The organism is Mesobacillus foraminis (assembly GCF_004340465.1).
In the GTDB taxonomy this organism is placed as follows: Bacteria; Bacillota; Bacilli; order Bacillales; family Cytobacillaceae; genus Mesobacillus_B; species Mesobacillus_B foraminis.
Genome location: NZ_SLVV01000007.1, coordinates 127,899 through 150,258 on the forward strand (window position 1 = coordinate 127,899; position 22,360 = coordinate 150,258).

Annotated in this window: 20 protein-coding genes; 16 read left to right on the plus strand and 4 right to left on the minus strand. The window is 44.3% G+C overall.

The window, feature by feature from the left end; genetic code table 11:
* Nucleotides 1-6: 6 nt before the first annotated feature.
* The gene (locus tag EV146_RS13870; protein WP_132007212.1) at nucleotides 7-312 is read right to left on the minus strand and encodes a YtpI family protein; all 306 of its coding nucleotides are present in this window, start codon (nucleotides 310-312) and stop codon (nucleotides 7-9) included.
* Between the two features lie 144 nt (nucleotides 313-456).
* On the opposite strand from EV146_RS13870, the gene EV146_RS13875 reads away from it, so the two are divergent.
* Nucleotides 457-1,389 (plus strand): DHH family phosphoesterase, encoded by a 933-nt coding sequence (locus EV146_RS13875; protein WP_121611444.1) that lies wholly within the window; start codon nucleotides 457-459, stop codon nucleotides 1,387-1,389.
* A gap of 34 nt (nucleotides 1,390-1,423) precedes the next feature.
* Here the strand turns inward: EV146_RS13875 and ytrI are convergent, their stop codons facing one another.
* Entirely contained in the window at nucleotides 1,424-1,927 is a 504-nt protein-coding gene (gene ytrI, locus EV146_RS13880; protein WP_132007215.1) for a sporulation membrane protein YtrI, read from the minus strand.
* Nucleotide 1,928: 1 nt separating this feature from the next.
* The gene (gene ytrH, locus EV146_RS13885; protein WP_162990218.1) at nucleotides 1,929-2,258 is read right to left on the minus strand and encodes a sporulation membrane protein YtrH; all 330 of its coding nucleotides are present in this window, start codon (nucleotides 2,256-2,258) and stop codon (nucleotides 1,929-1,931) included.
* Nucleotides 2,259-2,413: 155 nt separating this feature from the next.
* Here ytrH and dnaE point away from each other — a divergent pair, with 155 nt between their 5' ends.
* The 8 genes from dnaE to EV146_RS13925 all read left to right on the plus strand — a co-directional run bounded on the left by dnaE (nucleotide 2,414) and on the right by EV146_RS13925 (nucleotide 13,287).
* Nucleotides 2,414-5,773 carry a DNA polymerase III subunit alpha gene (gene dnaE / locus EV146_RS13890; RefSeq protein WP_132007218.1) on the plus strand — a complete coding sequence of 1,120 codons (3,360 nt, stop codon included), beginning with the start codon at nucleotides 2,414-2,416 and terminating at the stop codon, nucleotides 5,771-5,773.
* A 119-nt stretch (nucleotides 5,774-5,892) separates the two neighbouring features.
* Nucleotides 5,893-7,131 (plus strand): NADP-dependent malic enzyme, encoded by a 1,239-nt coding sequence (ystJ, locus tag EV146_RS13895; RefSeq protein WP_132007221.1) that lies wholly within the window; start codon nucleotides 5,893-5,895, stop codon nucleotides 7,129-7,131.
* Nucleotides 7,132-7,140: 9 nt separating this feature from the next.
* The gene (locus tag EV146_RS13900; RefSeq protein WP_121611449.1) at nucleotides 7,141-7,761 is read left to right on the plus strand and encodes a FadR/GntR family transcriptional regulator; all 621 of its coding nucleotides are present in this window, start codon (nucleotides 7,141-7,143) and stop codon (nucleotides 7,759-7,761) included.
* 154 nt (nucleotides 7,762-7,915) lie between these two features.
* Nucleotides 7,916-8,794, plus strand: coding sequence for an acetyl-CoA carboxylase, carboxyltransferase subunit beta (accD, locus tag EV146_RS13905; RefSeq protein WP_132007224.1), 879 nt, complete (start codon nucleotides 7,916-7,918; stop codon nucleotides 8,792-8,794).
* Nucleotides 8,779-9,756: an acetyl-CoA carboxylase carboxyl transferase subunit alpha gene (gene accA / locus EV146_RS13910; protein ID WP_132007227.1), complete on the plus strand. Its 978-nt coding sequence runs from the start codon at nucleotides 8,779-8,781 to the stop codon at nucleotides 9,754-9,756. The genes accD and accA overlap by 16 nt, the downstream gene beginning before the upstream one ends.
* A 260-nt stretch (nucleotides 9,757-10,016) precedes the next feature.
* Nucleotides 10,017-10,976 (plus strand): 6-phosphofructokinase, encoded by a 960-nt coding sequence (gene pfkA / locus EV146_RS13915; RefSeq protein ID WP_132007231.1) that lies wholly within the window; start codon nucleotides 10,017-10,019, stop codon nucleotides 10,974-10,976.
* Nucleotides 10,977-11,008: 32 nt separating this feature from the next.
* The gene (gene pyk, locus EV146_RS13920; RefSeq protein WP_132007234.1) at nucleotides 11,009-12,769 is read left to right on the plus strand and encodes a pyruvate kinase; all 1,761 of its coding nucleotides are present in this window, start codon (nucleotides 11,009-11,011) and stop codon (nucleotides 12,767-12,769) included.
* Between the two features lie 131 nt (nucleotides 12,770-12,900).
* On the plus strand, nucleotides 12,901-13,287 hold the full coding sequence (locus EV146_RS13925) for an FxsA family protein (RefSeq protein WP_132007237.1): 387 nt from the start codon (nucleotides 12,901-12,903) through the stop codon (nucleotides 13,285-13,287).
* A 34-nt stretch (nucleotides 13,288-13,321) separates the two neighbouring features.
* Here EV146_RS13925 and ytvI read toward each other — a convergent pair whose 3' ends face one another.
* A complete protein-coding gene (gene ytvI / locus EV146_RS13930) occupies nucleotides 13,322-14,446 on the minus strand; it encodes a sporulation integral membrane protein YtvI (RefSeq protein WP_121611455.1) in 1,125 nt (374 codons plus the stop codon).
* Between the two features lie 206 nt (nucleotides 14,447-14,652).
* Here ytvI and EV146_RS13935 point away from each other — a divergent pair, with 206 nt between their 5' ends.
* From EV146_RS13935 to pnpS, 7 genes are all read left to right on the plus strand, one after another.
* A complete protein-coding gene (locus tag EV146_RS13935; protein WP_132007240.1) occupies nucleotides 14,653-15,114 on the plus strand; it encodes a DUF441 domain-containing protein in 462 nt (153 codons plus the stop codon).
* Nucleotides 15,115-15,474: 360 nt separating this feature from the next.
* Nucleotides 15,475-16,593 carry a citrate synthase gene (citZ, locus tag EV146_RS13940; RefSeq protein ID WP_132007243.1) on the plus strand — a complete coding sequence of 373 codons (1,119 nt, stop codon included), beginning with the start codon at nucleotides 15,475-15,477 and terminating at the stop codon, nucleotides 16,591-16,593.
* A gap of 177 nt (nucleotides 16,594-16,770) precedes the next feature.
* Entirely contained in the window at nucleotides 16,771-18,042 is a 1,272-nt protein-coding gene (gene icd / locus EV146_RS13945) for an NADP-dependent isocitrate dehydrogenase (protein WP_132007246.1), read from the plus strand.
* 114 nt (nucleotides 18,043-18,156) lie between these two features.
* Complete coding sequence (gene mdh / locus EV146_RS13950) at nucleotides 18,157-19,095, plus strand: malate dehydrogenase (RefSeq protein WP_132007249.1); 939 nt, start codon at nucleotides 18,157-18,159, stop codon at nucleotides 19,093-19,095.
* Between the two features lie 96 nt (nucleotides 19,096-19,191).
* Nucleotides 19,192-19,668: a MaoC family dehydratase gene (locus EV146_RS13955; protein WP_121611460.1), complete on the plus strand. Its 477-nt coding sequence runs from the start codon at nucleotides 19,192-19,194 to the stop codon at nucleotides 19,666-19,668.
* 116 nt (nucleotides 19,669-19,784) lie between these two features.
* A complete protein-coding gene (locus EV146_RS13960) occupies nucleotides 19,785-20,498 on the plus strand; it encodes a response regulator transcription factor (protein WP_132007252.1) in 714 nt (237 codons plus the stop codon).
* Nucleotides 20,495-22,264 carry a two-component system histidine kinase PnpS gene (gene pnpS / locus EV146_RS13965; protein ID WP_121611462.1) on the plus strand — a complete coding sequence of 590 codons (1,770 nt, stop codon included), beginning with the start codon at nucleotides 20,495-20,497 and terminating at the stop codon, nucleotides 22,262-22,264. The genes EV146_RS13960 and pnpS overlap by 4 nt, the downstream gene beginning before the upstream one ends.
* Nucleotides 22,265-22,360 lie beyond the last annotated feature (96 nt).

Consider the following 22,360-nt stretch of genomic DNA (forward strand, 5'->3'; position numbering starts at 1 on the left):
CTGCTTTTAATGGCTGTTTGCTTCTTCTGCTTCTTTTACCGCATATGGGAGGTAGTGCTTGTAGGCTTTAAAGCCGGCAAATGCGCTGAGTCCTCCCAGAACGATAAAGATCCCCGCAACGATATAAGTAACGGCAGTCTGGAAAAGGTAGAGCTGATTGATGCCAAACAAGGCGACAAAAACGCCGAGAGCAATGCTTGATTTTGCGGAAACCCATTGTCTTTCCGCTGGCCGGGAGCTGCGGACATATTTAATTTTATAGAATACATAAAATGCAAAAGATAATACAATCAATACAACGAGTACTGGCATTGCAAAAACCTCCAAATAAAATCTTCTTCCATTTTAACGGTATTTGAAGGCAATTGCCATAGATATCGGTTTTGTTTCTTTTTATTTTGCCGTTCCTGTGATTATAATTAATTAACCATTTTGAAAATACTGAAGGAGTATGCTATGAAAGCGAAAATAATTGAAGCGATTGAAAAGTATGAAACCATCATTGTCCACCGTCATGTCAGGCCTGATCCTGATGCATATGGTTCACAGGGGGGGCTTGTTGAGATCCTGAAAACCTCCTATCCTCAAAAGAAGGTCTACGCAGTAGGCAGGGAAGAAGAGTCACTTAACTATATGAGGCGGCTGGATTCAATTCCGGATGAGACCTACAATGGGGCTCTTGTTATTGTCTGTGATACAGCAAACCAGGAACGAATCGATGACAAGCGTTACAGCAGCGGGGAACAGCTGATTAAAATTGACCATCATCCAAATCAGGACGCATACGGTGACCTGCTCTGGGTGGACACCAATGCCAGTTCAACAAGTGAAATGATTTATGAATTTTATTTAACCTTTAAAGACCGGGGCCTTAAAATTTCGGATGAAGCTGCGCGCCTCCTATTTGCAGGAATTGTCGGGGATACTGGACGATTCCTGTACCCAAGCACCTCTGAAAAGACCTTTGCTTATGCAGGAGAGCTGATTCATTATAATTTCTCCCGGCCACAGCTTTTTGATCAGATGTATGAGCTGGCGCCTAATGTTGTGAAGTTAAATGGGTACGTCCTGCAAAATTTCGAAGTGCTTTCGAACGGGGCCGCTTCGGTGAAAATGACAAAAGAGCTTCTGGAAGAGTACGGGGTCAGGCCGGCGGATGCTTCGCTTCTGGTCAGTGTCCTTGGTTCTGTGAAAGGAATTAAGGCCTGGGTATTCTTTATTGAGGAAACTGATCAAATAAGGGTCCGCTTCCGCTCGAAAGGTCCTGTCATAAATGTCCTGGCCCGCAAATACGGAGGCGGAGGACACCCTCTTGCATCGGGGGCTTCCATTTACTCGTGGGAGGATGCTGAAAAAATAACCCGTGACCTTGTCGAATTGTGTCAATAAAGAAAAAGGAGCCCTGCGGATTACCGCAGGGCTCCTACTCATCAAGATAAACTTCGAGCTGGATGTTGACCGTGGTGTATACGACCATTGAAGTAATCCTGACTCTGTATCTCTTTCCATTTAGCGGAATGACCTTGTTTTCAATCATTTTTTTAATCAATTCCCGGCTTTTATAAACATATTCCAGGTCTTTCGCAAGGAACAGGCTTAAATCATCCTTAATCTTTTCCTCGGCCTCATAGACCCCCAATAAATCAAGCTCATATTTTTTTCCATTGGTAATTTTGATCTTAATTTCCTGGATTGTCAGCTGTTCCAGATTCTTTTCATTCAACGCCTTGTAGTCGTCCTGCCAGATTTTAATGTCATTCGTCATGTCTGTGATGTCTTGTTTTTGTTTGGCAATCAGTGCAGATTTTTCTTCCATCCAGACGCCATGAATATACAGGAAGATGCACCAGCTTAAAGCGGCGCCTACAGCCATGCCTGAGAAAAAACGCTGCCAGGAGGGGGAGCGGTAATATGGCGGGATTCTCATTTTAGATTTGCTCCAGTGTAAACCATTTTATGATTGCAGCACCCGTTTGTGCTCCGCCCATCGCGGACAGAATCAGCATGAATTGTTTAAAAATATCTTTTGTCTCTCCCTCAAGGAAGCCTCTTTCAAAGCTGTAAACAGTATCAAAGGTACCTCCGATTGCGGCTATGATCGCCCATATCCTGATCAGGTCTGAAATTCTGGAAATCTGTGTGAGAAGCGGCTGTCCAGTCAGAAAGGAAGCAAGACCGCCGATTAGGGATCCTCCCAACAAAACTCCAAGCGCAATAAAATAACTCTCGAATAAATGTGTAAAGAACGGCTGGTTCATGATATGTCACCCTTTGGACAGTCTTTGTTAATCCATTTTATGGACAAACGCGGACAAATATGAGTAACTTCCTTTTAAAAAAGAGAACATATTTTCTTTTTTGAGGGACTGCCCCTATAATAAAATAAGACAAACCTACAAGGGTGTGAGCAAAATTGTCATTTATTCACCTGCATGTCTACAGCGCATACAGTCTTTTGACCAGCACCATTAAGATTGAACAGCTGGTAAGGGACGCCCGGGAAAAGAGTTTTCCCGCACTTGCCCTTACTGACCGAAACGTCATGTATGGGACCATAGCCTTTTATAAGGAATGCTTAAAAAATTCAATAAAGCCCATCATAGGTCTGACTGTCGATATAGCCGGAAAATATGAAGGGGAACAGGCCAGCCCAATTGTCCTGCTGGCTTCCAACAACGAAGGCTTTCAAAACCTCGTGAAAATCTCCAGTGCTGTCCAAACCAAATCTCCCCAGGGAATTCCCCTTAAATGGCTTAGACATTATTCAAGGGGAATTATTGCGATAACACCGGGGTTCGAAGGAGAAATTGAACAGGCATTATTAAACGGGGAGTATGGCAAGGCTAAAGAAACTGCTGAAGTTTTTGCGGAATTATTTGGAAGAGACAGGTTTTACCTGAGCCTCCAAAATCAGGGTGCAGCTGGCCAGGGGTTACTTATCCAGGATATGTCCAGGCTGGCTGAAGAGACCGGGATTCAAACAGTCGCATCCAACCCGGTTCACTATCTTAAGCAGGAAGATTCATTTGCCCAGGAATGCCTGCTTGCCATAAAAAATGGCCATAAGCTCCAGGAAGAGGAACGTGAAAAATTGGAGACTGATCAATTCTACCTCAAAGCAGACAGTGAAATGGCTGATTTATTTCTGGATTATCCGGATGCCCTCGAAAACTCCATTAAAATAGCTGAGCAATGCAATGTTATGATTGACCTTGAAGCGAAACATCTGCCAAAGTTCCCTGTCGAGCAGGGAGAATCGCCGGCAGATCTCCTGGAAAGACTTTGTTTTTCTGGAATGAATGAACGCTACGAGCACCTGACAGAGGATCATATTGCAAGGTTAAACTATGAGCTGTCCGTCATCAATAAGATGAACTTCAGCGATTACTTCCTGATTGTCTGGGACTTCATGAAATTTGCCAGGGACAATGGAATTCTTACCGGTCCGGGCAGGGGCTCGGCAGCTGGTTCGATGGTCGCATATGTTCTCTACATAACGGACGTGGATCCAATCAAGCATAATTTGCTGTTTGAGCGATTCCTCAATCCCGAGCGAATTTCGATGCCGGATATCGATATTGATTTTCCTGACCGCCGCAGGGATGAAGTCATTGAATATGTAGCACAAAAATACGGGTACCTGCATGTTGCCCAAATCGTTACTTTTGGAACGCTTGCTGCAAAGGCTGCAGCAAGGGACGTAGGGCGTGTATTTGGGCTGAATACCCAGGAACTAGACCGGCTTTCCAGGCTGATTCCTTCCCGCCTGGGGGTCACCCTGGAAAGTGCCTATAAAGAATCAGACGCTCTCAGAAACTTCGTTCAAGAATCAGAAATGAACCGGAAGCTGTTTGAAACAGCGCTTAAGCTCGAAGGCTTGCCTCGCCATACTTCTACACATGCTGCAGGGGTCGTCATAAGCGAGCAGCCTTTAACCAATCTCATCCCGATCCAGGCGGGACACGGAAACATCGTGCTCACACAGTATTCAATGGAACACCTGGAAGAAGCAGGGCTCTTAAAAATGGATTTCCTGGGGTTGAGGAATCTTACCTTGATCGAATCCATCCTTCATTCCATCCAGAGGAAAGCAGGCAAAAAGGTCGATATCCGCAGCATCCCACTCGATGATCAACAAACCTATTCGTTATTAAGCGAAGGGGACGCGGCGGGAGTTTTCCAGCTTGAGTCGGAAGGGATGCGAAAAGTCCTGACGAGGCTTAAGCCTTCCAGGTTTGAAGATATCGTTGCCGTAAATGCCCTCTACCGGCCGGGGCCAATGGAGAACATCCCGTTATTTATTGACCGCAAGCATGGGAGGAAACCGATTGAATACCCTCATGCTGATTTGAAAGGGATTCTGGAAAATACATATGGCGTCATTGTCTATCAGGAGCAAATCATGCAGATTGCCTCCACGCTTTCTGGATTTTCCCTTGGTGAAGCCGATTTGCTCAGGCGTGCCGTCAGCAAGAAGAAGAAAGACGTATTGGACAGGGAAAGGACCCATTTTATAAAGGGTGCTGCGGGGAAAGGCTACGACCAGGATACAGCCAATAGAATCTATGATTTGATTGTCAGGTTTGCCAATTATGGGTTTAACCGCAGCCATGCAGTAGCCTACAGTTTTATTGCCTACCAGCTTGCCTATTTAAAAGCCCATTATCCTCTTCATTTCCTTGCAGCATTGATGACCTCTTCGTCTGGAAATGAATCAAAAATCGCCCAGTATGCGAGAGAGCTTTCTTTGAAGGATATTGAACTTTTGCCTCCTTCAGTCAATAAAAGCACTTTCAGCTTCCAGGTGGAAGGGAAGGCTATCCGGTATAGCCTTGCAGCTGTAAAAGGGATTGGGGTTTCTGTATTGAAGGAGATCTTTCAGGCCAGGAAACACAGGCCTTTTACCGATTTATTCGATTTTTGCATCCGGGTTCCGCAAAAAGCAATAAATCGAAAGACACTCGAGGCCCTGGTTCATTCAGGCGCCTTTGATGAATTCGGTCAGGACCGTGCCGTGCTGCTTGCCACCCTGGATGTAGCCATGGAGCATGCCCAGCTTGTCACGCCGGATGAATCTGGACAGTTTGACCTCTTCAGTGAGAGTGAATTCAAGCTCAAACCCAAGTATGTTATGGTTGATCCGATGGGAGTGGAGGACTTGCTTTCTTTTGAAAAGGAAGTCCTGGGACTGTATTTATCCACTCATCCTGCTGCAGTCGTAAAGGAGCAATTGATAGCTGCAGGGGCGCGTCCGCTTTTGGATCTTCCTGAAAGCGGAAGGGCCAAAATAGGAATCTATATTACAGAAGTTAAAAAGATCAGGACTAAGAAAGGAGAAGCGATGGCGTTCTTCACTTTAAGCGATCCCAGCGGAGAAATGGAAGCCGTCGCTTTTCCTGCAGTGTTTAAGCGTTTTGGCTCCGAGCTTAAGCAGGGCAAGATCCTTGTGCTCGAGGGGAAATTGGAAGAACGGGATGGAAAGAGGCAGTTCATCATTCAATCTGCCGAAGATATAAACGAAATAAGCAATAATCAGGAAAAAAAGGCAACCCTTTACCTGAAAATTGGCAGTGAGCATCAAAATGCAGAGCGTTTAAACAGGCTCAAAACACTTTTGAAAGGGTATAAGGGCAGCTGCAAGGTTATTCTTTACTACGCCAGCTCAGAAAAAACCGTGCTGTTAAGCGAGGAATTCTGGGTAAATGGCAGCCAGGAATGCCTTTCAGTCCTGGAGAAGTTCCTTGGTGAAAAAAACGTGGTGTTAAAAAATTAGACCTTTACAAGTTTCTGGGATGTGTTATATTGTAAAAAAGAAAACGTGGTCTGACCACCTGGTAAACCCGCAAGAGCAGAGAGCACCTTCTTTTAATCCAAAAAGGGAGTGGACTTAAATTGAGTTTACGTGAAGAAGCATTGCACATGCACAGTACGCACAGAGGGAAATTGGAGTCAAAATCGAAGGTGCCTGTACGGAATGCAAGGGATTTAAGCCTTGCTTATTCGCCCGGGGTAGCCGAGCCTTGCAAGGAAATCCATGATAAACCGGAAACCGTTTATGAATACACCATGAAAGGCAATATGGTAGCTGTTGTCTCCGATGGAACCGCCGTGCTGGGACTAGGGAATATCGGTCCAGAAGCTTCCTTGCCGGTTATGGAAGGGAAAGCAGTCCTCTTTAAGAGTTTTGCCGGGGTCGATGCCTTTCCAATCTGTCTGAACACAACCGATATTGACAAGATTGTTGAAACAGTGAAATTGCTCGAGCCGACTTTTGGAGGAGTCAATCTTGAAGATATTGCGGCTCCAAATTGTTTCGTCATTGAGGAAAGGTTAAAAAAAGAAGCCAATATTCCTGTTTTCCACGATGACCAGCATGGAACGGCCATAGTGACTGTTGCGGGACTAGTAAATGCGCTGAAAATCACAGGCAAAAAAATGACGGAGATCAAGGTGGTGGCCAATGGTGCCGGGGCTGCCGGAATAGCCATCATTAAACTCCTTTACTCTTACGGCGTACGAGATATTATCATGTGCGATACAAAGGGAGCCATATATGAGGGGCGTCCTCACGGAATGAATGATATAAAAGATGAAGTCTCCAAGTATACAAACAGGACCAATGTAAAGGGTGATCTGTCCGAAGCAGTAGTCGGGGCTGATGTATTTATCGGGGTATCTGCCGCGGGCGCCTTGACACCTGAAATGATCAAAACCATGAACCCTGATCCAATCGTCTTTGCCATGGCCAACCCCAATCCGGAAATTATGCCTGAAGACGCCAGGGCTGCAGGCGTTAAGGTAATCGGGACAGGCCGTTCAGATTTTCCTAACCAGGTAAACAATGTCCTGGCGTTCCCGGGAATATTCAGGGGAGCGCTGGATGCAAGGGCAACTCATATAAATGAAAAAATGAAAGTGGCGGCTGTTGAAGCCATAGCGGGTTTGATCAGCGAAGATGAACTATCCAGCGAGTATGTTATTCCAGGACCATTCGATCCGCGGGTAGCACCAGAAGTAGCAGCTGCTGTAGCTAAGGCCGCTATGGAAACGGGAGTAGCCAGGATCAAGGTGGATCCCGAAGAAGTAAAAGACCGGACCCGGAGGCTCTCTATCATTGAAAAAAGTGAGTGATTCCACATCATGACCCAGCAGGAGAGCCCAAGAAAACTTTATTTAGAAATAGTAAAACAGCTTAGGACCATGATTGAAAAGGATGGATTGAAGGCCGGGGATAAAATTCCTTCTGAGCGGGAGCTTTCGGAGCGCCTTAATGCAGGGCGCTCTTCTGTTCGGGAAGCCCTGAGAGCCCTTGAACTGCTGGGCCTGATTGAGACGCGACGCGGCGAAGGGACATTTATCCGGGATTTCCGCGGAAACCAATTGGTCCAATTACTCAGCACGTTCATTCTACAGGATGAAAAGGCTAAGAAAGATGTCATTGAAACAAAATATCTGATTGAAATTGATTGTCTTCAAACGGTTTTGGACAAAAGTGACAAGGGCCAGATCGGACGTTTAAAACAGTGGGCGATTGAACATACCTATGAAGATGGGGAATTTTTTTCTAGAATAGCTGAATTTGCAGATAACCACTTGATATTTCGAATCTGGGAGATTTTAAAAGACTATTATCATTCACTTGATTTGCATGATTACCAGCCGACGAAGCAGCAGTATATAGATCTTGCCGAGGCCCTGGAAAAGGGAGATTTCGAATTAGTCTTAGCTTCTTATCGAAAACTGCGGAATTTGTCGGCCTAATAACGACAGCATCCAACAGAATCCGCCTCCCAGTTGTTTTATAGTAAAGGACAGGCCTGAAAACTGAGGAATGCCAGCCCTACATCGGCATTCAGTGGTCTGGCCACCTATTAGGGAATGTCAGTCTCTCCAAATCATTAAGGGAGGTTACACCTTGCTGAAAGATATTTTCACAAAACCTAAAAAGAAGAAATATGCGACGATCCCATCTGAAACAGCGAGACAAGATGTTCCAGAAGGGATTATGACTAAATGTCCAAATTGCAAAAAAATCATGTATACAAAAGAGCTGCTGAAGAACGTTAAGGTATGCTTTCATTGCGGATATCACCACCCGATGAACTCAAAGGAAAGAATAGAGAGTCTCGTGGATCCTGGGAGTTTCCGCGAACTGAATAAAACCATGATATCTGAAAACCCGCTTGATTTCCCGGGATATAAGGAAAAAATGGAAGCTGACAGGCAAAAAACAAAAATCAATGAAGCTGTTGTGACTGGGTCTGCCCAAATTAACGGACTGGACGTCGTCCTGGCTATAATGGATTCTACATTCAGAATGGGAAGCATGGGGTCCGTTGTAGGGGAGAAAATTACCCAGGCAATTGAAAAAGCGGACGAGCTTGGAGTCCCTTTTATCATTTTCACGGCATCAGGCGGTGCCAGAATGCAAGAGGGTGTCCTGAGTCTAATGCAAATGGCCAAAACAAGTGTGGCCCTAAAAAGGTTCAGTGAGAATGGCGGGCTTATCATCTCCATTATGACTCACCCAACCACAGGCGGTGTATCAGCCAGTTTCGCTTCGCTTGGCGACTATAATCTTGCAGAACCGGGAGCATTGATCGGTTTTGCCGGTAGAAGGATTATTGAACAGACCATCCGGGAGGAGCTTCCGGAGGATTTTCAGACATCGGAGTTCCTACTGAAGCATGGCCAGCTGGACGCAGTCATATCCAGGCATGACCTAAAGGCCAGATTAGCAAGTATTTTGGAGATTCATCAGCCGGGGGGGAATTTCAATTGGCAGGAGATTTAGAGCTGGAGAAACCGATTGTCGAGTTAAGGAGGAAAATTTCCGAGCTAAAGGAATTCACTAATAATACGGAAGTGGATTTATCTTCGGAAATCGAGAAACTCGAAAATCGGCTAGAAAGACTGGAAAAAGAAATATATGACAATTTAAAACCTTGGGATCGTGTCCAGATTGCCCGCCATCCCGAGCGGCCCACGTCCATGGATTACATTTCCCGTTTGTTTACAGATTTCTTTGAGTGCCACGGCGATCGTTACTATGGAGACGATGAAGCCATCGTTGCAGGAATCGCCAAGTTTTTGGGGTTGCCGGTGACCGTCATCGGGCATCAGCGGGGGAAGGATACCAAGGAAAATATTCGCCGGAATTTCGGCATGCCTCATCCAGAAGGATATCGCAAGGCTTTAAGGCTAATGAAGCAGGCAGAAAAATTTAAACGGCCAATCATTTGTTTTATTGATACAAAGGGCGCCTATCCAGGCAAAGCAGCGGAAGAAAGAGGACAAAGTGAAGCCATAGCCAGGAACCTTTTTGAAATGGCAGGAATCAAAGTCCCTATCGTCTGTATTGTGATCGGTGAGGGTGGTAGCGGCGGAGCTTTGGCGCTGGGTGTGGGCGACCATATCCATATGCTTGAGAATTCTACCTACTCCGTAATTTCTCCTGAAGGAGCTGCGGCCATACTCTGGAAAGATGCATCATTGGCTAAAAAAGCTGCCGAGACAATGAAAATAACGGCTCCAGATTTAAAACAGCTGGGTGTGATCGATGAAATTATCCCAGAACCAAAGGGCGGTGCGCATCGGGATGTCGACCTTCAGGCAATTGAGATCAGTGAAGCACTGAAAACCTCGCTGAAGACCCTTGCAAGCCTGACGGAGGAAGAACTGATCGACCAGCGTTATCAGAAATATAAACAGATTGGTGAATACTCGTTTTTAAACGAGTACATCGGGGTAAATTAAAAAACGTGCCTAATGGCACGTTTTTAATTTGTAAAGAGGTTATTTGTGAGCGTTTTGTTTCTGTTTTCCTAATTGAAACGCTTCCATTTCACTAATTATTCTGTCTTTGTTATTATCTAAAGGATTCAGTTGAGATAGACTGTCCTTAGTGGTATTTTAGAGATATTAATGGGCAATCTGTTAAGATAAGGTTAGTTCTGGCAACAATGAAAAAGAGATCAGCCTGATACATAAAAATTTTTAATAAGAGGTGAAATGCTGTGAAAAGGATTGGAGTTCTGACAAGTGGCGGAGATGCCCCGGGAATGAACGCAGCAGTTAGAGCAGTAGTTAGGAAGGCGATTTACCATAATGTTGAGGTCTATGGCGTTTTTGGTGGATATTCAGGGTTAATGAATGGTAATATTAAGAAATTGGAGCTCGGATCCGTGGGTGATATTATCCACCGGGGAGGTACATTCCTTTATTCTGCACGCAGTGAGGAATTCAAGACAAAAGAAGGGCAGCAAAAAGGGATTGAACAGCTTAAAAAGCATGGAATCGACGGCCTGGTTGTCATCGGTGGAGATGGATCATACATGGGTGCCAAGGCACTGACCGAACATGGCTTCCCATGTGTTGGGGTTCCAGGCACTATCGATAACGATATCCCTGGAACTGAGTTTACCATTGGATTTGACACTGCCTTGAATACAGTTATTGATGCAATTGATAAAATCCGTGACACAGCATCTTCCCATGAAAGAACCTTTGTCATTGAAGTGATGGGAAGGAATGCTGGTGATATAGCATTATGGGCAGGTCTTGCCGGAGGTGCGGAGACCATTTTGATTCCTGAGGAAAAACAGGACATCAAAGAGATCGCGGAAAGACTGAAAAAGGGTCAGGAACGCGGAAAGAAACACAGTATCATTATTGTCGCGGAAGGTGTCATGAGCGGATACGAAGTAGGCAAGCAAATTAAAGAAGCAACGGATTTCGATACCAGGGTAACGGTTCTCGGCCATGTTCAGCGCGGCGGCTCCCCTACAGTAAACGACAGGGTATTGGCCAGCAGGCTGGGGGCGAGAGCGGTAGAGCTTTTACTGGAAGGAAAAGGCGGAAGAGCTGTTGGAATCGAGAAAAACAGCTTGGTGGACTATGACATCATCGAGGCATTGGCAAAACCTCATACCCTAGATCTAGATCTCTATAAGCTATCAAAAGAGCTATCCATTTAATTCTGTATAGAAGACCAGGAGGTTGCAATATTATGCGCAAAACCAAAATTGTATGTACCATTGGCCCTGCAAGTGAAAGTATCGAAAATCTCATCAGTCTGCTAAATGCAGGTATGAATGTAGCAAGGCTGAATTTTTCCCATGGTGATCATGAGGAACACGGAGCAAGGATTAAAAATATCCGCGAAGCAGCCAGGCAGACAGGCAAAAATGTGGCAATTCTGCTAGATACCAAGGGACCGGAAATACGCACCAACAACATGGAAAATGGGGCAATTGAACTAAAAGCAGGCAATGAAATCACTGTTTCAATGACAGAAGTTCTTGGAACAACCGAGAAATTTTCCGTTACGTACGAAAGGCTTATCGAAGACGTCCATTCTGGAGCAAAAATCCTATTGGATGACGGCCTGATTGGTCTGGAAGTTTTAAGCATCGATAAGGCCAATAATGAAATCAGGACAAAAATCCTTAACAGCGGGACACTGAAAAATAAAAAAGGCGTCAACGTACCAGGTGTTTCTGTGAAGCTTCCGGGTATCACTGAAAAAGATGCGCAGGATATACTTTTCGGAATTGAGCAGGGAGTGGACTTCATTGCGGCTTCTTTTGTGAGAAGAGGTTCTGATGTTCTTGAAATTCGCGGCCTGCTGGAAGAAAATAATGCTACATACATTCAGATTATCCCTAAGATTGAAAATCAGGAAGGCGTCGATAACATTGACGAGATCCTGGAAGTTTCCGATGGCCTTATGGTTGCACGAGGAGACCTTGGTGTAGAAATTCCTGCGGAAGAGGTTCCGCTTGTTCAAAAGGCTTTGATCAAGAAGTGCAATACTCTGGGCAAGCCGGTTATTACCGCAACTCAGATGCTTGATTCCATGCAGCGAAACCCAAGACCAACCAGGGCGGAAGCAAGTGATGTTGCCAATGCCATCTTTGACGGAACAGATGCAATCATGCTCTCGGGTGAAACGGCTGCTGGACAATATCCTATAGAGGCAGTCCAAACTATGCATAATATCGCTTCGCGCGCGGAGGAAGCTCTCGACCATAAAGAACTTTTGTCCATCCGCAGCAAGGACACTGAGCATACAATTACGGATGCTATCGGACAATCGGTTGCCCATACGGCTCTAAACCTTGAAGTGAATGCGATTATTACACCAACCGAAAGCGGGCATACCGCCAGAATGATATCTAAGTACCGTCCAAAAGCACCAATTGTGGCTGTGACCTCAAACGATCACATCCTGCGCCGTCTTGCCCTTGTATGGGGAGTATATCCTCAGCTTGGCCAAGTGGCTAAAACCACTGATGAAATGCTTGATAACGCTGTAGAGGAAAGCATGAAAAGCGGTCTAGTCAAACATAGTGACCTGGTTCTTATTACAGCAGGAGTGCCTGTTGGGGAATCTGGAGCAACAAACCTAATGAAAATCCATGTGGTTGGGGATGTTATTGCGAAAGCACAGGGAATTGGCCGCAAGTCTGCTTACGGAAAGGCTGTTCTTGCCCGTACAGCCAAGGAAGCCCTCGATAAGGTCAAGGAAGGAAGTATCCTTGTAACCGTTGCTACAGATAGAGATATGGTTCCAGCCATTGAAAAATGCAGTGCTTTGATTGTCGAAGAAGGCGGTCTGACCAGCCATGCGGCAGTTGTTGGCCTGAACATTGGAATTCCGGTTATTGTCGGAGTGGAAAATGTAATGGAGCTGTTTGAAGAAGGACAGGAAATAACTGTGGATGCACAACGAGGAGTCGTCTATAACGGCCATGCAAGTGTATTGTAATTCAATGTGGAAAAGAGGATGAGGCATATGCCCATCCTTTTTTTATGAGGAAGTTTGTAATTTACTATTATTTTGCTTAGAATGATTGTATAAGCTATACTGGGTACTTTCCTGAAATGAGGGGATTTAACATGAGATATTTGCTTTTACCTATTATCATTATTCCAGCGATTGAAATTAGCCTTCTGCTCTTATCAGGAAAGACAATTGGTGTGCTGCCAACCGTTTTTCTCATCCTCTTAACAGGTGTATTTGGAGCCTACCTTGCAAAAAAGCAGGGTATTGCAACCCTGAAAAAGGCACAGGAGGAAATGAGGCACGGTTCAATGCCGGCAGATGCAGTCCTCGATGGAATTTGCATTTTAATAGGCGGGACTCTTCTTCTGACTCCTGGGTTTGTAACCGACCTTTTAGGATTTTTGATGCTTGTTCCTCAAACGAGAATGTTTTTTAAGCGGATACTCTACAGGCTATTCAAAAACTGGATGAACAGGGGAACGATTACAGTTATTCGATAAAAGTGCCAGCTATTGCAATAGCTGGCACTTTTTTTTATGTATTTTTGCTTTCCTTTCCTTTTATAAAAAGCCAGAGGTCAAGAAAAACATTGGCTCGATAGAGCGTGTTTATGATCACCAAGGCAACCGGACCCGCAATCAGGCCAAGGAAGCCCAATAGCTTAAACCCTGCAAATAAAGAAATCAGCGTGGCGAGCGGATCAAGTCCTATGTTAGAAGAGAGTATTTTTGGTTCCATCACCTGCCGCTGAACAAGGACAACAATATACAGGACGCCCAGGCCAACGGCGCGGCTCATGTCCCCCGCAACAGCTTCAAAGATAATCCAGGGAACAAATACAGCACCGGTACCAAGATAGGGGATCACATCCACGATCCCTGTTACCAGGGCAATCGTGATTGCATAGTCCACTTTCAGTATCAACAGTCCGATCAAGATGATGACTGTCGTAATAGAGACCAAGGTTGCCTGTGCCTTTACAAAGCCAAACAATGCCTTTTTTAGGTCGGTAAATACCGTCCGCCCGCTTTTTTTTGCCTTATTGGGCAATAAACGGGTGCCAATTGATGTGAGCCGATACCAGTCTTTGCTGATAAAAAAAGTGCCTAATAATGAAAATATCACGACTGTTGCAGCATTAGGAAACCACCCTAAAATAGTAGGGATTTTCTCAAAGAAATTCTGAATGAAATTCCCTGCGGTCGTTCCAACCTGGGAACCTACATTCTGAATATTTTCCATAATTGTATCCTGCTGGCCGGCATCTAGATTTTTAAATAAACCAGCAACCTGATTGTATAGAGGAATAATTTGGCCGGCAAAAAACAGTTCCAAAAAGTTAATCAGGGTTTCTAAATGCCGAGGCACTACTTTGGCCAAATATTCTGCTCCAGATACGATTTCGGCAATAAGGAGTGTGATCAGGCCTGTAAACAGGGCGAAGATTAAAATCAATGAGATCAAGACAGCAAGACCACGGGGCATCCTTGCTTTCTTCTCAAATAGATCAACTAACGGATTCATGAAAAAGGCAATAATCAGCCCGATAATAAATGGATAAGTAATTTTTGACATATAATAAACGAGAAGAACCGAGGCGCAGATGACCGCGATGACAATCAAAAAACGGATGAAACGATTAATATAAACTGGATTCAAACTAACCTCCCCCTAAAACGGATCTTTAAATTTATATTGCTGACGTGATAGATGATTTTAGAAATTATCCTGTTTTTAGTAAATTCGCCAATGGCACTGGAACTCCTTCCCCGGCCGTTCAATAAAAGGATTCATGTAAGTGCTTAACTTTTGATTTGAAAATTTTAATTATGTTACAATAGCATCAACAGAGAAGGGTGAAACATTTGGGATATGAACCATTTCTATTTTTAGGATTATTACTAGTCATTGCTCTGATTGCAAAGAATCAGTCACTCATCATTGCCGTTATCCTTTTGCTTATCTTGAAGATATCGGGGCTTGATTCCAAGGGATTCTCTTTTATCCAAAGCAAGGGAATCAACTGGGGTGTGACCGTCATAACCATTGCCGTTCTCGCGCCGATAGCGAGCGGGGAAATAGGTTTTAAAGATCTTTCGGGAGCTTTTAAATCTCCATATGCATGGATTGCCTTAATATCGGGAATTCTTGTCGCCCTCCTTGCCAAAGGCGGTGTGACGTTGCTCTCTGAGGATCCCCATATTACTACCGCATTGGTGCTTGGGACCATTCTTGCTGTTTCTTTGTTCAAGGGTGTGGCAGTAGGCCCGCTGATTGGTGCTGGAATTGCGTATGCGGCAATGAAATTATATGAGTTTATTAGATAGTTTTTTTTCTTAAGATAATATTTTTAAACGTTTTGTGTACTTTTCGTTCACAAAAGTCAGAGAATTGTTTATAATAGTACTTGGAATTATCCTTACCCTTCCTTTATAAAGGTTCTAAACCCGCTGTGGGTTTTTTACTTAGGTTATAATGAAAGCATTTTCTTTTTTTGTTTTGTTTCTGAGCAACCGCTCGGCCTACTGAAACACTGCGGAGGAAACATGGAAGGGCCGCCTGAAGGGCTTGATGGATAGATAAGTGTCAGAAATTTCATGTTTTCTGAAAGCTGTAATATTTGTTTCAGCTGTGAAAATAGACAAACGGGAAATGGGGAAATTTACCAGGAAAAGGAGAGATTTTGTATGACAGTTACACGCGGTCTTGAGGGGATAGTGGCAACAACCTCTTCCATCAGCTCCATCATTGACGACACTTTAACATATGTTGGATTCGACATCGATGATCTGGCTGAAAATGCAAGCTTTGAAGAAGTAATCTACCTATTATGGCATCGCAGGCTCCCTGTTGCTTCAGAGCTTGAAGAACTGAAAAAGCAGCTTGCCCAAAACATGGCTTTGCCACAAGAGGTGCTTGACCATTTTAAAATGTACCCAATTGACAAGGTTCACCCGATGGCTGCATTAAGGACTGCCGTATCACTTCTTGGGCTTTATGATAATGAAGCAGATATAATGGATGAGGAAGCCAATTACCGTAAAGCAATCCGCCTGCAGGCAAAGATGCCTGCGATTGTAACGGCTTTTGCCCGTATACGCAAAGGGCTGGAACCGATCGCTCCAAGAGAAGACTTGAATTTTGCGGCAAATTTCCTCTACATGCTTTCCGGGAAAGACCCTGAGCCTATTGCAGTAGAGGCCTTCAATAAGGCATTGGTTCTCCATGCAGATCACGAATTGAATGCTTCCACTTTCACTGCGCGGGTCTGTGTGGCTACACTTTCTGACGTTTATTCCGGAGTTACGTCCGCCATTGGCGCACTGAAGGGCCCACTGCATGGCGGAGCAAATGAAGCAGTTATGAAAATGCTGAAGGAAATTGGCACGCTTGAAAATGTAGAGCCGTATATCCGCGGGAAACTTGCCAACAAAGAAAAGATCATGGGCTTTGGCCACAGGGTATATCGCAAGGGCGATCCTCGTGCCAAGCACTTGCGCTTAATGTCCCAAAAACTTACAGAATTGACTGGAGAGCCGCACTGGTATCAGATGAGCACTGAAATTGAAGCGATCGTTACCGGCGAAAAGAACTTGCCTCCGAACGTTGATTTCTATTCCGCATCTGTCTATCACAGTCTTGGAATAGATCATGACCTGTTCACCCCGATTTTTGCCGTAAGCCGTGTTTCAGGCTGGTTGGCCCATATACTTGAACAATATGACAACAATCGCCTGATTCGTCCGCGTGCAGAATACAACGGTCCTGGGATGCAGCAGTATGTTGCAGTTGAATTAAGAGGTTAATAGTTTACTGCATTTTACTTTTTCGTAAAAAATTGTTCTAATAGAGTAGAGCATGACTGAGAGGCACTTCTAAAAAGGAAGGTCTTTTGGGAAAAGTGCTGAAGCTAAATGGGGATGGAAGGCAGGAATGCCAGATACCGCCTTCCGACCCTTGATTAATTGGAGGGAGACATAGATATGACACAAGGCGAAAAAATCACTGTAAAAAACGGAGTTCTAAACGTACCAAACAACCCAATCGTTCCATTTATTGAAGGAGACGGAACAGGTCCCGACATTTGGGCTTCGGCTTCAAGAGTTCTGGATGCAGCAGTTGAAAAGGCTTATAAGGGTGAACGCAAGCTGGTCTGGAAAGAAGTCCTTGCCGGTGAAAAAGCATTCAATCAGACTGGTGAATGGCTTCCGTCTGAAACGCTTGACGTAATTAATGAATATCTTATCGCCATCAAAGGACCGCTTACAACCCCTATCGGCGGCGGAATCCGTTCATTGAACGTTGCACTTCGCCAGGAATTGGATCTGTTTGTATGCCTGCGCCCTGTCCGCTGGTTTGAAGGAGTTCCTTCCCCGGTTAAACGCCCGCAAGATACAGACATGGTTATTTTCCGTGAAAATACTGAAGACATCTATGCAGGGATTGAATATGCAAAAGGCTCTGATGAAGTCAAAAAATTAATTTCTTTCCTTCAAAATGAAATGGGTGCTAACAAAATCCGGTTCCCAGAGACTTCCGGGATTGGAATCAAGCCGGTTTCAGAGGAAGGTACAAGCCGTCTAGTGCGTGCCGCTATCGAGTATGCAATCAAAGAAGGCCGCAAATCTGTAACATTGGTACATAAAGGCAATATCATGAAGTTTACTGAAGGTGCATTCAAGAACTGGGGATATGAGCTTGCCGAAAAAGAATATGGGGATAAAGTATTTACTTGGGCTCAATATGACCGCATCAAAGATGAACAAGGAACGGAAGCTGCAAATGCTGCACAATCCGAAGCGGAAGCGGCTGGCAAAATCATCGTAAAAGATGCGATTGCTGATATCTTCCTGCAACAGATTCTTACTCGTCCAAAAGAGTTCGATGTTGTTGCTACAATGAACTTGAACGGCGACTATATTTCCGATGCTCTTGCTGCACAGGTTGGCGGAATCGGCATCGCTCCTGGAGCGAACATCAACTATGAAACTGGACATGCGATTTTTGAAGCAACGCATGGCACAGCTCCAAAATATGCTGGATTGGATAAGGTAAACCCATCTTCTGTCATTCTTTCAGGAGTTCTATTATTGGAGCACCTTGGCTGGACAGAAGCAGCTAACATGATTGTAAAATCAATGGAAAATACGATTGCTTCCAAAGTGGTTACTTATGACTTTGCCCGCTTAATGGAAGGTGCGACAGAAGTTAAATGTTCTGAATTTGGGGATGAACTGATCAAGAACATGCAATAAGTTTATAGCAAGGGCTATTCTTATGAATAGCCCTCTCTATATATAGATTCAGCAAGATTGCATACAGGCTTTGAGATTTTAAGATTTTTAATACCCTTATTAGGAGGATGCATTATGTCTTTGAATCGAAAAAAGGTATCTGTAATTGGTGGTGGCTTCACAGGAGCTACAACTGCATTTTTACTTGCTCAAAAGGAACTTGGCAACATTGTATTGGTCGATATCCCTCAAATGGAGAATCCAACAAAAGGAAAGGCTCTTGATATGCTGGAAGCAAGCCCTGTTCAAGGGTTTGACGCAACCATCACTGGAACTTCAAATTACGAAGATACCAGGGATTCCGATGTTGTTGTCATTACTGCAGGGATTGCCCGCAAGCCTGGAATGAGCCGTGACGACCTGGTCCAGACGAATCAAAAGGTTATGAAAAGTGTAACTAGGGAGATAGTGAAGTATTCTCCAAACTGCCATATCATTGTTTTGACAAATCCGGTTGATGCCATGACCTACACTGTGTTTAAGGAGTCCGGATTTCCGAAGAACCGTGTAATTGGCCAATCCGGCGTATTGGATACAGCCCGTTTCCGCACGTTCGTTTCCCAGGAATTAAATGTGTCCGTAAAAGACATTACAGGATTTGTATTGGGCGGCCATGGAGACGATATGGTTCCACTCGTACGCTACTCTTATGCAGGCGGAATTCCATTGGAAACCTTAATTCCAAAGGATCGCCTCGATGCGATTGTAGAACGCACACGAAAGGGCGGCGGAGAAATTGTCAATCTTCTCGGAAACGGCAGCGCCTATTATGCCCCTGCAGCTTCCCTGGTTGAAATGGTCGAGGCTATCGTAAAGGACCAGCGCCGTGTGCTCCCGTCCATTGCCTACCTTGAAGGAGAATATGGTTACGAAGGAATCTACCTGGGCGTCCCTACAATTTTAGGCGCCGATGGAATCGAAAAAGTAATTGAACTTGACCTTACAGCCGATGAAAAAGCAGCACTGGATAAGTCTGCAGAGGCTGTTCGAAATGTAATGGGCGTTCTGGCTTAGATATCTCTTTATAGCAGTACAAAAATCGGGGCTTTCCCCGATTTTTTTGCAAGAATGATGTATTAGCAAAATGGAGATAAAATGGGGGATTACGGCATGTTACTTGGAAGAAAGCGGAAGATTGGGAGAATGATTGAGGATATGTCGGTGGGGGAGAAACTCACTTTAACCGAAAAGATCGAAGATAAGGAACTCTTGCTGTACCTTGGATTAACCAATGATTCAAACCCTTTGTTCATTCAACATGACTATGCCTCCCAGACTCCTCACAAGAAACCAATCGTACCTTCTATCATGCTTACAGGCATTGTCAATTCAGCTGTATCAAAGTATTTGCCTGGTCCAGGAAGTTATATTCTCAGGCAAGAGGTTGAATTTTTAAAACCTGTTTATCACTATGAGACCATCCAGTTTCTTATGGAAGTAACAGAGGTCAATCGCAGCAGCCGCACGGTGGAGATTTCCTTTTGTGCCACCAACGGAAACAGCGAAGAAGCTATAAGAGGGAAAATGCTGGTTTGCCCGCCTTCCCCTCCTCGGACCGATGATGGCCTGGCACTGGAAAACTTTTAAAAAAATAGGAGAGATGCACTATTTTAGTGCATCTCTTTTACGTTATTTAGTTTTCAGTTTATAATTGAAGAGATGATTGGATGAATAGGGGTAATACAAGACACTTGGAGGATCCTATGAAAAAAGTATTAGTAGTGGATGATGAGCAATCCATCGTAACATTGCTTCAATATAACCTCGAACAATCAGGTTATGAAGTTATGACTGCATCAGATGGGGAAGAAGGGAAAAATCTCGCTATCGCTGAAAAACCAGATTTAATAATCCTGGATTTAATGCTGCCAAAGCTTGATGGAATTGAAGTGTGCAAGATACTTCGTCAAGATCGGATTATGACTCCAATTTTGATGCTCACAGCTAAGGATGATGAGTTTGACAAGATTCTGGGCCTTGAGCTTGGTGCCGACGACTATATGACCAAGCCATTTAGCCCCCGTGAGGTAACAGCAAGGGTGAAGGCCATTCTTCGCCGAACACAGGCGAATCCTGAACCGGTATCGGAAGAGGAGGAAAAAGCTGAAAAGATTGTATTGGGAGAGCTGAAAATATTACCTGAATACTACGAGGCTTATTTCAAAGGGGAACTTTTGGAGTGCACACCAAAAGAATTTGAACTGCTTCTCTACCTGGCGCAGCATAAAGGGAGAGTATTGACCAGGGATCAATTATTGAGTGCCGTCTGGAATTATGATTTTGCGGGCGATTCGAGGATCGTTGATGTACATATTAGCCACTTAAGGGAGAAAATTGAAAAGAATACAAAGAAACCAGAATATATTAAAACAATCCGGGGATTGGGATATAAGCTTGAGGAACCGAAAGGCGAATGACGAAATACCGGACGCGGCTGCTTGTTGGCCTTATTTCTTTAATCATAATTGTTCTTCTGGGTCTGGGTCTGGTACTTGGCCAGCTTTTTAAGACGTATTATCTGAACACCTTTCATGAACGATTAAAAAAGGAAACAGAGATGCTATCCGTTTATATTGAGGAAGATGGCGGCTTAAGTACATTGAACAGGCAGGAAATCAGTTCCATGGCCGAAATTCTTAATGCACGAATCACCATCTCAGACGATAATGCGAATGTATTAGTAGATACAGGTGCTGCGGCGGACTCTGCTACGATCGAACTTCACCGGGAAGTCATCCGGGACATCGTATTAGAAGGGAAAAAAGATAACGATACGGAGAAATTTTTCTCGAGGGCGGAACAACAATATTATTGGGAGCCGCTAAGTCTGAACGGAGATAAAGAAGGGTATATTTTTCTTACAACAAAAATCAGTGAACTGAGAAATGCCTACAGCCAAATTTGGTGGATTCTCAGCATCAGCCTTGGACTTGCCCTTGCCATTATTATATTATTGGGCACCAAGATCGCTTCGAGATATACCAAACCAATTGAGGCTGCCACAAATGTGGCTATTGAACTTGCAAAGGGCAATTACCGGGCAAGAACTTATGAGGATCATATAGATGAAACGGGCATGCTGAGCGCTTCAATAAATATTCTGGCCCGTAACCTGCAGGAATTGGTTAAATCCCATGAAATGCAGCAGGACAGGCTCAGCACGCTGATCGAAAACATGGGAAGCGGCTTAATCCTGATTGATAGCCGAGGATATATCAATTTAATTAACAGGCCTTATAAGGAACTATTCAATGTAAATCCTGCCGAGTACTTATACAGACTGTATCATGAAGTCATTCAGCATCAGGAAATAAGCTCGTTAATTGAAGAGATCTTTATGACTGAGCAAAAGACCAGGAAACAGACGGTCCTGTCACTTTCTATTGAAAGAAGATATTTTGAAGTTTACGGCGCACCCATAATTGGCACAAATAATGTCTGGAAAGGGGTCCTGCTGGTTTTCCATGACATTACGGAGCTAAAAAAGCTTGAACAGATGCGAAAGGATTTTGTCGCTAACGTCTCCCATGAACTGAAAACACCGATTACATCTATAAAAGGTTTTTCAGAAACACTCCTCGACGGAGCGATGCATGATCAAAAGGCACTCGAAGCCTTTCTCTCCATCATTCTGAAGGAAAGCAACAGGCTTCAGTCATTGATTCAGGATCTGCTGGACCTATCCAAGATAGAACAGCATGGCTTCAAGCTGGTGGTAGCGGAATTGAATGTACATGAACAAATATCAGACGTTCTTACCATGCTAAAAGGAAAGATGGATGAAAAAGATATCCGGCTTGATTTTAATGACGGCAACAGCAGCCTTTCGATTGAGGGTGATCCAGACCGGTTGAAACAGGTGTTCATCAATATTATCAATAACGCGATTAATTATACTCCAAGCGGAGGGAATATCTCCATCACCATTCTGAATCAGCAAAAGCATGTTGCAGTACTTGTTAAAGATACCGGGATCGGGATTGAGAGGGATGAAATTCCCAGGATATTTGAGCGCTTCTACCGTGTTGACAAGGCTAGGACAAGGAATTCCGGAGGGACCGGCCTTGGTCTGGCTATTGTTAAACATATTATTGAGGCTCATAAAGGCAGCATTGAAGTAAACAGTGAAGTTGGAAAAGGGACGGTTTTCACCATTAAGCTTCTCAAACAATTCCCAGGCTGACGGACTGGGAAAGGGATTTATCCATAAATTTACACTTTTTTTACAAGGAATTTATGAATTCTTAACACTCCCTTGTTATGCTGTAAGTGAAAACCC